Genomic DNA, 11877 nt, shown 5'->3' with positions numbered 1-11877 from the left:
TCTATTTTGTGATCTTTATCAACAATATTTGTTTATATTGTAAACTATTTTAGCTGAATATCATCAACAATGTAATCAAACCAGTCAATGACATCTCTTTCATGGATACCATTTTCGATCATCACGCCTGCTAATTTTACTGAATTAGGATTATTAGAGATTAGCGGATGCCAGTCAAATAATGGTTTTTTTTCATATAATAAGCGATAGGCACAGGTGCTAGGCAGCCATTTGAAATCGGGTAAATTTTTCTTGGTCAGTTTGGTGCAATCTTTTTCGATTTTAAAACGATGACAATAATCACCGCACTTACCTGTTTTCAAATCTAATAAATTACAAGCTATACGGGTGTAATACAACCGCTCTCGTTTGCCACGCCCCTCAATAAATTTGCGATAACAACATTTACCACAACCATCGCACAAAGATTCCCACTCAGATTCCGTCATTTCAGAAAGGGATTTTTGTTGCCAAAAAGGTATGTTATTTAGATTATTCTTCATTTTATTTAGATAAAAAAGCGATCAAAATAGTTAAATTTTTGACCGCCTTTTATTTTTAGTTTAGATAGACCAATTAAGGGTTTAAACCAAATGATTCGCTACTTTTATCATATTTAATCCCTGAATGCGAACCTTCAGAACCATTAAAATAAATATCTTTCGGTTGCGAACAAGCGGTTAATACCAACGCAGTCAATACAATTAATACTAATTTTTTCATTTAAAATCCTTCTTTTAAGCTAACAGTTAAGTTAAACACTAAATGCTCAGGGTGACTATTTTTGTTGTCAGCACAATAATACCCCTCGCGTTCAAATTGATAGGCAAGCTCTGCTTGAGCATGAGCTAAACTCTTTTCCACAAAACCTTGTTTAATAACCAAAGAATTTGGGCTAATAGCTGCAATAATATCCTCTTCCGCCCCTGGGTTTGGCATATCAAATAAACGTCCATATTGACGAAATTCCGCAGGACAATTTTCTGTCGCAGACACCCAATGAATTACGCCTTTCACCTTACGCCCATCTGCTGGATTTTTGCCTAAAGTGTCAGGATCATAAGAGCAATAAACACAGGTAATATTGCCGTCTGCATCTTTTTCTATTCGTTCCGCTTTAATGACATAAGCATTACGTAAACGTACTTCTTTACCTAATACTAAACGTTTATATTGTTTATTGGCTTCTTCACGGAAATCTGCTTGATCAATATAAAGCTCAGGGGTAAATGCTAATTGACGAGTGCCGAGTTCTTCCCGATTAGGGTGATTAGGTGCGGTTAAAATTTCTGGATTTTTTAAATTTTCAATCACAATTTTTAACGGATTAATCACTGCCATAGCTCGTGGTGCATTGGTGTTTAAATCATCACGAATACAACTTTCTAACGCTGAAAATTCCACCACGTTATCTTGCTTTGTCACCCCAATACGGCGACAAAATTCACGTAAAGATGCTGGTGTATAACCACGACGGCGTAAACCTGAAATGGTCGGCATACGGGGATCATTCCAGCCATCTACCACTTTTTCTTCAACTAATTTCAGTAATTTACGTTTAGAAGTTAAAGTACCTTCTAAATTTAAACGAGAAAATTCATATTGATGTGGCAACGGACGTGCAATAGAAATATGTTCTAACACCCAGTCGTATAAACGGCGATTATCTTGGAACTCTAACGTACACAATGAATGGGTAATGCGTTCAATGGCATCAGAAATACAGTGAGTAAAATCGTACATCGGATAAATACACCATTTATCCCCTGTTTGATGATGGCTGGCAAATTTCACCCGATAAATCACTGGATCACGCATCACCATAAACGGGGAACTCATATCAATTTTAGCACGCAAGCTCATTTTGCCCTCAGGGACTTCGCCGTTTTTCATTTTTTCAAATAATGCCAAATTTTCTTCAATCGGGCGATCACGATATGGGCTATTTTTCCCTGCTTCCGTTAATGTACCACGATATTCACGCATTTGTTCTGGTGAAAGCTCATCTACATAGGCTAATCCTTTTTCAATTAACTCAATGGCATAGCCATAAAGTTGATCAAAATAATCGGAAGCATAACGTGGTTCACCCTCCCAGTGAAAACCTAACCATTCCACATCTTGCTTAATGCTATCCACATATTCCACATCTTCTTTGGTTGGGTTAGTATCATCGAAACGCAAATTACATTTGCCTTGATAATCTTGAGCTATGCCAAAATTTAAGCAAATAGACTTGGCATGTCCGATATGCAAATAACCATTGGGTTCAGGCGGAAAACGGGTGTAAACATTGTTATGTTTACCACTTGCTAAATCTTCATCAATAATTTGGCGAATAAAATTAGTTGGGCGAATCTCGCCCGTTTCTTCAATTACAGTATTTTCTGTTGTCATATAGTAAAATTTAAGCTGTTAAAAATTAGGGTTATTCTACACGATTTAATAACTGATTACAAAGAAACCACAAACTATACAATAAAGCGGAAAATTTGTGATCTTGATCACGGATTTAAATAGAATCTATACCTTATCTTTTTAAGATAAGCTAATATAATTAATGGTTAAATATTAATTAGTTACATTTAGAAGGAAACTACAATGAAAAAACAAGTTATTACAACACTATTTTGTTTACCTTTTTTAGGATTAACTGGATGTGCGACAGAAGGATCTCGAACGATTGCTCCCACACAAACAGTTGCCTCTCAATCTGCGACTTATCAAGGTGTAAAATCCGCTATTTCCGTAGGGAAATTTGATAACCGTTCAAGCTATCAAAATGGTATATTCTCCGATGGGCAAGATCAATTAGGTAGTCAATCAAAAACAATCCTTGTATCTCACCTACAACAAACAGGGCGTTTCAATGTTTTAGATCGTACTAATATGAGTGAAACCGCCAAAGAAGCCAAAATTAAAGGTGTAAAACAAAATCTTAAAGGGGCAACCTATGTTGTTACGGGCGATGTTACAGAATTTGGGCGTAAAACTGTTGGTGATCATCAATTATTTGGTATTTTAGGTCGAGGTAAAGAACAAGTTGCTTATGCAAAAGTGACGTTAAATGTGGTTAATGTAAATACATCGGAAGTAGTTTTCTCTGCTCAAGGTGCGGGGGAATATAATCTTTCTAACCGTGAAGTACTTGGCTTTGGTGGCACAGCTGGATATGATGCAACGCTCAATGGTAAAGTATTGGATTTAGCTATTCGAGAAGCAGTTGATAATCTTGTCAAAGGTATTGAAGCAGGTCAATGGACACCTGCTAAATAAGGATAAATGATGAAAATAATGAAATTATCCGCAGTTGTTCTTTTCTCTGCTTTTTTGGTTGCTTGTGGTTCTAGTCATAAAGATAACTCTCTTTATTATTGGGGAAATTATCAAGAAACTTTACATGCCTATTATGAAAATAATGGCGATTATGCTAAACAAGAAGAAGATATCCGAAAAATTATTGCATCAGCTAAAGAAAGTAATAAACAGGTTGCTCCAGGCATTTATGCTCATTTAGGTTTATTGTTGATTAAACAAGGTCGTGTATCGGAGGGAAATGAAGCACTTCAACAAGAACAAGCTCTATATCCTGAAAGCCGTCAGTTTATGCAATTCTTACAAAAAGCTAAGAAATAATAGAGGTTTATCATGAAAAAATTAATCACCATAATCTTCGTTACCATTGCATTATTGCTTAGTGGTTGTGCAGTTAAGCCCAAAAAAACTTATGATTACTCTGCTCTGAACGAAAGTAAACCTAAATCCATTTTGGTAGTGATGCCAACAAATAATTCCCCAGAAGCTAAAGCCGATACCAGTGTATTATCTACTGTAACTTATCCTTTGGCTGAATTAGGTTATTATGTTTACCCTGTTGCATTAGTAGATGAAACATTTAAACAAAATGGTATTACCGATGGTTACGCTATTCAACAAACAAATATTAAGAAAATTCAAGAAATTTTTGGTGCGGATAGTATTCTATATATTAATATAAAAGAATATGGTACGAGTTATAAGGTTTTTGATAGTGTCACCACCGTAGAATTAGAAGGTAAATTAGTTGATCTACGTACAGGAAAAGTCTTATGGGAAGGAGAAGGAAAACATAGTCAAGGCTCAACTAACTCTAATGACGGTGTTTTAGTTGCCTTAGTTAAAGCGGCAGTAAGCCAAATTGCTGATACATCAAGAGATTATGGTTTTAACGTTTCCCAAGTAGCTATGGGACAACTTGTTTATGTCGGTAGCAGTGGTGGACTTTTAATTGGTCCTCGTCACCCGAACTATAACAAATAATTATCTTGAATAATATTCCCCTAGAGCCACTTAAATAAGTGGCTCTATTTTTTACTTCCAGAATTTTCCTAAAAACTAAAATCTATTACAATAATTAAGGTTTTATTAAGATTTCTCCCTTATACTCTACATAAATTGATTGATTATCGGAAATGACTATGAAAAAAAAATTATTAACATTGGCGGTTATTGCGGCTTTAGGTATTGCGGGTTGGTTTTATTTTAAAGGGGACAATAGTTCACAAGTAACCTATTTAACCGAAACCGTTAGCCGTGGTAATTTGCAAAAATCTGTGATCGCCACAGGTACGGTAAGAAGTTATAACCGTGTTGAAGTGGGGGCTCAAGTATCGGGGAAAATTGAAAAAATTCATGTGACACTCGGTCAGGAAGTCAAAGAGGGGGATTTGATTGCGGAAATTGATTCAAAAACGCAAGTAAATAGCCTAAATACGGCTCAAGCTCAACTGTCTTCTTATCAAGCACAATTAAAAGCCAAAAAGACCGCTTATGATGTCGCATTATCGGCTTATAACCGTACGGCAAAACTCTATAAGCAAAATTCTACCACTTTAGATGATTTAAATTCAGCTAAAAATACCCTATCCAGTGCTGAAGCAGAGATTGAAACAGTAGAAGCCTCAATCAAGCAATCAGAAATTGAAGTTAGCACCGCTCAAACCAATTTAGGTTATACCAAAATTGTATCGCCATTAAATGGTACAGTGATTTCTATTCCCGTTTCTGTCGGTCAAACCGTCAATGCCAATCAAACTACACCAACTATTGTACAGGTTGCGGATTTAAGCAAAATGCTGATCAAACCTGAAATTTCTGAGGGTGATGTGACCAAAGTCAAACAAGGCATGCCAATTGAGTTTACTACGCTATCTGATCCAAATACAAAATATCATGCTGAAATTAACTCGGTAGATCCTGCGATGACTACGCTAACCGATAATGGTTATACGGAAGATGTGACGGATACCAATGCAGTTTATTACTATGCGAATGTTATTGTGGATAATCCTGAGGGGAAATTACGTATTGGTATGACAACGCAAAATACGATTACAATTGCTGAAGCTAACGATACCTTATTAGTGCCAACTACAAGTTTACAAAGACAAGGTAATACTGTGTATGTGAATATATTAAATGGTGATCAAGTAGAAAAACGTGAAGTTACCGTTGGTTTTAATGATGATGTGAATACCCAAATTTTATCAGGTTTAAATGAGGGGGATAAAGTGATAACGTCACAAGTTGCACAAGGTGAAACGGTGGGAAATAGCAATCGTGGTCCGAGATTATTCTAAAGTGCGGTGAAAAATTGGATAGTTTTATGAATATTATTGAAATGAAAGGCATCACCAAATTTTTTGGTGAGGGCGAAAACCGTACGCAGATTTTAAAAGATATTGATTTAGACATCAAAAAAGGCGATTTTATTGCGATTATCGGGCAATCGGGATCGGGCAAATCCACTTTGATGAATATTATCGGTTGTTTAGATACGGCGACATCGGGATCCTATAAAATTGATCATCAGGAAGTTAGTCATCTCAATCGAGATCAGCTTTCTGATTTACGTCAGCAAAAATTTGGTTTTATTTTCCAACGTTATAATTTGCTTTCGACCCTAAGTGCGGTGGAAAATGTGGCACTTCCTGCTATTTATGCAGGTATCGATCAATCCGCTCGTCTAGCTCGAGCTGGTAGTTTATTAGATAAATTAGGTTTAAGCGATAAATTAGAAAATAAACCTAGCCAACTTTCTGGGGGTCAACAACAGCGTGTGAGTATTGCCCGTGCCTTGATGAATGGTGGCGAAATTATTTTAGCGGACGAGCCAACGGGAGCGTTAGACAGTAAAAGTGGCGAAACCGTCATGGAGATTCTAACTCAACTACATGGTGAGGGACATACGATTATTTTAGTGACTCATGATAAACAGGTCGCAAGTTTCGCCAACCGTGTAATTGAAATTAAAGACGGAAGAATTATTGAAGATACGCGTAAAAATGATTTCATTGCTCACAAAGCTCCAAGTCCAACTATTAATAAAAATGCGTTTAGTTTTTATAAAGATCAGTTTTTAGAATCATTCAAAATGTCGGTAAAAGCAATCGTTGCACACAAAATGCGTTCATTGCTGACGATGCTAGGCATTATTATCGGGATCACTTCCGTAGTTTGTGTGGTTGCACTAGGAACAGGTTCACAACAAAAAATCCTGCAAAATATCAATTCAATGGGAACCAATACCATGGATATATTTAATGGTACTGGATTTGGTGATCGGCATGCAGAAAGAAACCAAAATTTAACCGTTTCAGATAGCGATATTCTTGCTAAACAAAGTTATATTGAAAGCTCAACGCCTAATAGTTCTGTCAGCGGAACATTAACTTATGGTAGCAATAGCTTTACCGCTCAAGTTTATGGCGTTGGTGAACAATATTTTAACGTGAAAGGCTTAACCTTAGAAAACGGTCAATTCTTCACGGCTGATGAAGTGATAAATAATGAAAATGTCGCAGTCATTGATGAAAATACATTAAGTCAGGTTTTTCCCAATCAAAATTCTTTAGGTCAAGTGTTAATGGTGAATAAGAAACCATTAAAGGTTATTGGTGTGGCAAAATCTAACAATATGGGTATGAACAGTAGCAGTTTAAAAATTTATATTCCTTACACTACCGCCATGAACAAAATTTCGGGTAATCAAAAAATTGATAGTATTACGGTGAAAATTCGTGATGATATTAATTCTACCGTGGCAGAAAAAGGCTTAACCAATTTATTGCAAGTTCGTCATGGCACAAAAGACTTTTTTGTGATGAACACCGACACCATTAAGCAAACCATTGAAGCCACCACCAATACCATGACCTTGTTAATTTCATCTATTGCATTGATTTCCTTAGTGGTGGGTGGCATTGGTGTGATGAATATTATGTTAGTATCCGTGACTGAACGAACTAAAGAAATCGGTGTACGAATGGCGATCGGTGCAAGACAATCTAATATTCTGCAACAATTTTTAATTGAAGCTATTCTGATTTGTTTAATTGGCGGATTAACTGGCATTGTGTTATCTATCTTATTTGGCACGGTGTTCAATTTATTGATGACCGATTTTACTATGGTATTTTCCACATTTTCGATTATTGCAGCTGTACTCTGCTCTAGCTTTATAGGTGTAGTATTTGGTTATGTGCCAGCAAAGAATGCTTCACAATTAAATCCAATTAATGCACTTGCACGAGAATAGTAGAAAAAAATAAATTTTCTGTTACAATACGCAAGACAAAAATGAACGAACGTTCATTTAGAAATTTTTATTCAAAGTGCGGTTAAAATTTACCGATTTTTCACCGCACTTCCATGTTAAATTTAAAGGACAAAATATGCTAAAACTGAACAAAATCGCTTTAACCGTGATTTTATCTTCCGCCTTAGTCGGTTGTGCTAATATTAATGATAGCTATCAAGCCTCTCAACAGGATTATCAACAATATGAGCAATTAACGCAACAATATAACATCAAAGAAAATTGGTGGGCATTATACAATGATGCTCAATTAAACCAAGTCGTTGAGCAAGCCTTGTTAAATAATAAAGATCTCGCTAAAGCCGCTATTTCTGTTAATTCAGCACTTTATCAAGCGAATTTATTAGGTGCAGATTTAGTGCCTAGTTTCAATGCTTCTAGCACATCGACCGCAAGTCGCCCAACAGATACCAGTGCAAATTCAACGATTAGTCATACGGGTTCATTAGGCGTTAGCTATACTTTAGATCTATGGCGACGTTTAGCTGATGCGGCTGATGCTGGCGAATGGAATTACAAAGCAACACAACAAGATTTAGAAGCCACTCGCCTTTCTTTAATTAATTCTGTGGTTGTAACTTATTATCAAATCGCTTATTTAAATGATGCCATTTCAGCGACCAATGATACGATTAGCTACTACAACCAAATTAATAGAATTATGCAAAATCGCTTGAGTCAAGGTGTTGCAGATCGTGCCAGCACAGATCAAGCTCAACAATCGGTATTATTAGCTCAAAACAATTTGATTAGCTATCAAACTCAACGCAAAACCGCAGAACAAACCTTGCGTAATTTATTAAATTTAAAACCAGATCAAGCATTAAATATTACATCCCCACATATCTTAAATGTGAAAACAACCGATGTTAATTTAAATGTACCAGTATCAACGATTGCGAATCGTCCCGATGTCAAAGGCAATTTATTCCGTTTAAGCAGTGCCTTTAAAGATGCGAAAGCGACACAAAAATCTTGGTTTCCAACCATTAGTTTAGGGGGTAGCTTATCTTCTAGTGGAACGAAAGTCAGCAACGCATTAAATAATCCTGTGGCAGCAGGTACATTAGCGATTAGCTTGCCGTTCTTAGATTGGAATCATGTAAAATGGAATGTGAAAATTTCAGAAGCAGCTTATGAATCGGCACGTGTTACTTACGAACAAGGGATTACCACTGCATTAAATGAAATTGATACTAACTATTTTGCTTATACACAATCACAACAAAACTTCACTAATTTGAATAAAAAGTATGAATATGATCAACGTATCACAAAATACTATCAAAACCGTTATAACGCTGGCGTATCTGAATTAAGAGAATGGTTAAATGCGGCGAATACAGAGAAAACCTCTCAAGTTGCTATCTTAAATGCAAAATATGCGGTGATTCAAAACGAAAATGCAATTTATAGTGCAATGGGCGGATATTATTCTGCTAAATAGTCAATAGTAGAAAAATATTCTTTCAGGGCGAACCGATGTGTTCGCCCGAATTTTTTAGAACTTATAAATTATTCAAATCCAACACATCTGTCATATCAAATAAGCCATTCGGTTGGTTGACGATCCATTTCGCAGCACGCACTGCCCCGTTGGCAAATGTCATACGGCTAGAGGCCTTATGGGAAATTTCTACCCGCTCACCAATATCCGCAAACCAAACCGTATGTTCACCGACAACATCACTCGCTCGAATAGTAGAAAAGCCTATTTCATCTGGTTTACGTTCACCGATAATACCGTCACGACAAAATACGCCCTGTGTTTTCAAATCACGTCCAAGGGTTTTGGCAATATGTTCCCCCATAGATAACGCTGTGCCAGAGGGAGCATCTACTTTATGGCGATGATGTGCTTCAATAATTTCAATATCACAATAATCACCCATCACTTTAGCGGCTTTTTCTAACAGTTTAAACACTAAATTTACCCCAACACTATAATTTGAAGCAAATACTACGCCAATTTTTTCGGCTGCCGTTTTAATTGCCTGTTTACCTGCATCATCAAACCCCGTTGTGCCGATAATCATCTTTTTATGATGTGCCACACAAATGTCTAAATGTGCTAACGTGCCTGCTGGGCGTGTAAAATCAATCAATACATCAAAATTATTTAGTTGATTTTCTAATTTATCTTCCACTTTAATGCCTAAATTACCTACACCAGCTAATTCACCAGCATCGGCACCAATTAATGACGAACCAACTCGCTCAAATGCAGCACCCAATTCAACACCATCAGCAGAATGTACCGCCTGAATGAGTTGACGACCCATTCGACCGCCAGCTCCCACAATACCAATTTTTAATGTCATATAATGTTCCTTATGTTTAACTTTTTTTCATTATAATAAAAAAAACACCGATAATCAGTGATTATTGGTGTTTTTCAACAAACAAGCTAGAAATTATACACGTTTAAAGTCGATATGTGCTAATTTTGGTTTAAATGGGTGACGTTGCATAGCTTGCACTTTAACTGCAACTTCTTTACCACCGATAACCAATGTAATAACTTCTGAATAGAAACTTTCGTGTGCTTGTGCGTTATTTAATTCATCGTGGTTTAATACGATTGAAACTGGTTCTTCACTACCACCATAAACGATCGCAGGAATTTGACCATTGTGACGCAGGCGGCGGCTCGCACCCTTACCTTGCGATGTACGAACTTCAGCGTTAAATTTAAATGCCATTTTAATGTTCTCTTGTAAGATTGTTTAAAGACAGAAATCGCAGGCGACCCAACGATTTCCCATAAATTTGCTCAAAAATTATTTTGAGAGAGCGTATTATAATGAATTTCCTAGATAAATCAAATTTTCTTATGTCTTTCTTATGTCTTTCTTATGTTTTTCTTTTCTTCACAACATAAAAGTGCGGTGAAAAATAGCAAAGAAATTTTGGCATTAGTTATAACGCAAACATCGCTCGCTACCATTTCATCAGAAATTATGAGTAAAAATAGGAATTATTTACAAAGTTATTTATGTAACAAAAATGTTAAGTTATTCTAAATGATAATAGTTGTTATTGTTTTTTCCTTTTAAATTAATGAGTTACATAAAAATAAATATTGCAATTCTCATTTAGTCGGTTATAATTACAACAGTTGGAATTATTCCACTTTTATTTTTTTACGAGGAAACAAAAAATGTTAAACCAAGCAATTACCACTAAATTGAATGAACAAATCAATTTAGAATTCTTTTCATCTAACACTTATTTACAAATGAGTGCATGGTGTGCCAATCGTGGCTACGAAGGTGCCGCCACATTCTTCTTACGTCATGCTGATGAAGAAATGGAACACATGCAAAAATTATTTGATTATGTCAGCGAAACTGGTGGCTTACCGATTTTAGGTAAAATTGAAGCACCACGTACTGAATACAATTCATTACGTGAAGTATTAGAAATTGCTTTTGAGCATGAAAAACATGTAACAGCAAAAATTAATGAATTAGTTGAAGTAACATTTGAAAACAAAGACTACTCTACTTTTAACTTCCTACAATGGTATGTGGCTGAACAGCACGAAGAAGAAACCTTATTCGGTGGCGTGATTGATAAATTTGATATTTTAGGCAATGACGGCAAAGCAATTTATTTAATTGACAAAGAATTATTAACATTAGAATAAGAGGACAAATATCATGTTAGCAAAAAAAATAGTTGAGTTATTAAATGCTCAAATGAATTTAGAATTTTATTCTTCAAATCTTTATTTGCAAATGAGTGCTTGGTGTAACCAAAAAGGTTATGTAGGTGCTGCAAAATTCTTACGTGAACACGCTGCAGAAGAAATGCAACACATGCGTAAACTGTTTACTTATTTAAATGAAACAGGAGCAGAAGCGGTAATTTCTTCTATTGAAGAAGTTTCTCATGAATATAAATCGTTACGTGAAGTTATTGAATTAACTTTTGCTCACGAAAAATTGATTACTAGTAAAATCAATGAACTCGTTGGAGCAACCTTTGAAGCAAAAGACTACTCTGCATTTAACTTCTTACAATGGTATGTGGCTGAACAGCACGAAGAAGAAAAATTATTTGGTGGTATTTTAGATAAATTCAACATTTTAGGTGAAGACGGTAAATCTCTTTACTTGATTGATAAAGATCTTGCTAGTTTATAAACTAGCCAAATAAGATTTTAAGATCTGAAGAAAAAGCTGATAAGTATAGATTATCAGCTTTTTTAATAAAAAGTGCGGTTAAAAATTCCGTAA

The 11877-nt window shown here is 35.7% G+C and carries 13 protein-coding genes; 8 read left to right on the top strand and 5 right to left on the bottom strand.

Annotation, left to right across the window (positions count from 1 at the left end):
- Positions 1 to 44: 44 nt before the first annotated feature.
- The 3 genes from O1Q80_RS06800 to glnS all read right to left on the bottom strand — a co-directional run bounded on the left by O1Q80_RS06800 (position 45) and on the right by glnS (position 2397).
- Complete coding sequence (locus tag O1Q80_RS06800) at positions 45 to 503, bottom strand: YcgN family cysteine cluster protein (RefSeq protein WP_386693866.1); 459 nt, start codon at positions 501 to 503, stop codon at positions 45 to 47.
- A 73-nt stretch (positions 504 to 576) separates the two neighbouring features.
- Complete coding sequence (locus O1Q80_RS06795) at positions 577 to 723, bottom strand: hypothetical protein (protein ID WP_386686139.1); 147 nt, start codon at positions 721 to 723, stop codon at positions 577 to 579.
- Positions 724 to 2397 (bottom strand): glutamine--tRNA ligase, encoded by a 1674-nt coding sequence (gene glnS, locus O1Q80_RS06790; protein ID WP_386693864.1) that lies wholly within the window; start codon positions 2395 to 2397, stop codon positions 724 to 726.
- A 204-nt stretch (positions 2398 to 2601) separates the two neighbouring features.
- Between glnS and O1Q80_RS06785 the strand changes: the two genes are divergently transcribed.
- The 6 genes from O1Q80_RS06785 to O1Q80_RS06760 all read left to right on the top strand — a co-directional run bounded on the left by O1Q80_RS06785 (position 2602) and on the right by O1Q80_RS06760 (position 9083).
- Positions 2602 to 3276: a CsgG/HfaB family protein gene (locus tag O1Q80_RS06785; RefSeq protein WP_386686134.1), complete on the top strand. Its 675-nt coding sequence runs from the start codon at positions 2602 to 2604 to the stop codon at positions 3274 to 3276.
- A gap of 9 nt (positions 3277 to 3285) precedes the next feature.
- A complete protein-coding gene (locus O1Q80_RS06780; RefSeq protein WP_386686131.1) occupies positions 3286 to 3636 on the top strand; it encodes a DUF4810 domain-containing protein in 351 nt (116 codons plus the stop codon).
- 12 nt (positions 3637 to 3648) lie between these two features.
- Positions 3649 to 4299, top strand: coding sequence for a DUF799 domain-containing protein (locus O1Q80_RS06775; RefSeq protein ID WP_386686128.1), 651 nt, complete (start codon positions 3649 to 3651; stop codon positions 4297 to 4299).
- A 158-nt stretch (positions 4300 to 4457) separates the two neighbouring features.
- Positions 4458 to 5618 carry an efflux RND transporter periplasmic adaptor subunit gene (locus tag O1Q80_RS06770; RefSeq protein ID WP_386693862.1) on the top strand — a complete coding sequence of 387 codons (1161 nt, stop codon included), beginning with the start codon at positions 4458 to 4460 and terminating at the stop codon, positions 5616 to 5618.
- 26 nt (positions 5619 to 5644) lie between these two features.
- Positions 5645 to 7576: a MacB family efflux pump subunit gene (locus O1Q80_RS06765; RefSeq protein WP_386693860.1), complete on the top strand. Its 1932-nt coding sequence runs from the start codon at positions 5645 to 5647 to the stop codon at positions 7574 to 7576.
- A gap of 136 nt (positions 7577 to 7712) precedes the next feature.
- The gene (locus O1Q80_RS06760) at positions 7713 to 9083 is read left to right on the top strand and encodes an efflux transporter outer membrane subunit (protein ID WP_386693858.1); all 1371 of its coding nucleotides are present in this window, start codon (positions 7713 to 7715) and stop codon (positions 9081 to 9083) included.
- A 61-nt stretch (positions 9084 to 9144) separates the two neighbouring features.
- Here O1Q80_RS06760 and dapB read toward each other — a convergent pair whose 3' ends face one another.
- Together dapB and rplY are read right to left on the bottom strand one after the other, a co-directional pair.
- Entirely contained in the window at positions 9145 to 9957 is an 813-nt protein-coding gene (dapB, locus tag O1Q80_RS06755; RefSeq protein WP_386693857.1) for a 4-hydroxy-tetrahydrodipicolinate reductase, read from the bottom strand.
- A 93-nt stretch (positions 9958 to 10050) separates the two neighbouring features.
- Positions 10051 to 10338 carry a 50S ribosomal protein L25 gene (gene rplY, locus O1Q80_RS06750; RefSeq protein ID WP_386686114.1) on the bottom strand — a complete coding sequence of 96 codons (288 nt, stop codon included), beginning with the start codon at positions 10336 to 10338 and terminating at the stop codon, positions 10051 to 10053.
- Positions 10339 to 10796: 458 nt separating this feature from the next.
- On the opposite strand from rplY, the gene ftnA (O1Q80_RS06745) reads away from it, so the two are divergent.
- Positions 10797 to 11285: a non-heme ferritin gene (ftnA, locus tag O1Q80_RS06745; protein WP_386686111.1), complete on the top strand. Its 489-nt coding sequence runs from the start codon at positions 10797 to 10799 to the stop codon at positions 11283 to 11285.
- 13 nt (positions 11286 to 11298) lie between these two features.
- Positions 11299 to 11784, top strand: coding sequence for a non-heme ferritin (ftnA, locus tag O1Q80_RS06740; RefSeq protein WP_386693854.1), 486 nt, complete (start codon positions 11299 to 11301; stop codon positions 11782 to 11784).
- Positions 11785 to 11877: the final 93 nt, after the last annotated feature.

It is taken from the genome of Lonepinella sp. MS14435 (genome assembly GCF_042485795.1).
Classification (GTDB): Bacteria; Pseudomonadota; Gammaproteobacteria; order Enterobacterales; family Pasteurellaceae; genus Lonepinella.
The sequence above is the reverse complement of the archived record's forward strand: the minus strand, read 5'-3'. Positions and strand labels throughout refer to the sequence as shown.

What these genes read in the sequence shown, in the direction of transcription:
- O1Q80_RS06800 (WP_386693866.1), bottom strand. Translation starts at nt 503, where the DNA reads ATGAAGAATAATCTAAATAACATACCTTTTTGGCAACAAAAATCCCTT.
- O1Q80_RS06795 (WP_386686139.1), bottom strand. Translation starts at nt 723, where the DNA reads ATGAAAAAATTAGTATTAATTGTATTGACTGCGTTGGTATTAACCGCT.
- glnS (WP_386693864.1), bottom strand. Translation starts at nt 2,397, where the DNA reads ATGACAACAGAAAATACTGTAATTGAAGAAACGGGCGAGATTCGCCCA.
- O1Q80_RS06785 (WP_386686134.1), top strand. Translation starts at nt 2,602, where the DNA reads ATGAAAAAACAAGTTATTACAACACTATTTTGTTTACCTTTTTTAGGA.
- O1Q80_RS06780 (WP_386686131.1), top strand. Translation starts at nt 3,286, where the DNA reads ATGAAAATAATGAAATTATCCGCAGTTGTTCTTTTCTCTGCTTTTTTG.
- O1Q80_RS06775 (WP_386686128.1), top strand. Translation starts at nt 3,649, where the DNA reads ATGAAAAAATTAATCACCATAATCTTCGTTACCATTGCATTATTGCTT.
- O1Q80_RS06770 (WP_386693862.1), top strand. Translation starts at nt 4,458, where the DNA reads ATGAAAAAAAAATTATTAACATTGGCGGTTATTGCGGCTTTAGGTATT.
- O1Q80_RS06765 (WP_386693860.1), top strand. Translation starts at nt 5,645, where the DNA reads ATGAATATTATTGAAATGAAAGGCATCACCAAATTTTTTGGTGAGGGC.
- O1Q80_RS06760 (WP_386693858.1), top strand. Translation starts at nt 7,713, where the DNA reads ATGCTAAAACTGAACAAAATCGCTTTAACCGTGATTTTATCTTCCGCC.
- dapB (WP_386693857.1), bottom strand. Translation starts at nt 9,957, where the DNA reads ATGACATTAAAAATTGGTATTGTGGGAGCTGGCGGTCGAATGGGTCGT.
- rplY (WP_386686114.1), bottom strand. Translation starts at nt 10,338, where the DNA reads ATGGCATTTAAATTTAACGCTGAAGTTCGTACATCGCAAGGTAAGGGT.
- ftnA (WP_386686111.1), top strand. Translation starts at nt 10,797, where the DNA reads ATGTTAAACCAAGCAATTACCACTAAATTGAATGAACAAATCAATTTA.
- ftnA (WP_386693854.1), top strand. Translation starts at nt 11,299, where the DNA reads ATGTTAGCAAAAAAAATAGTTGAGTTATTAAATGCTCAAATGAATTTA.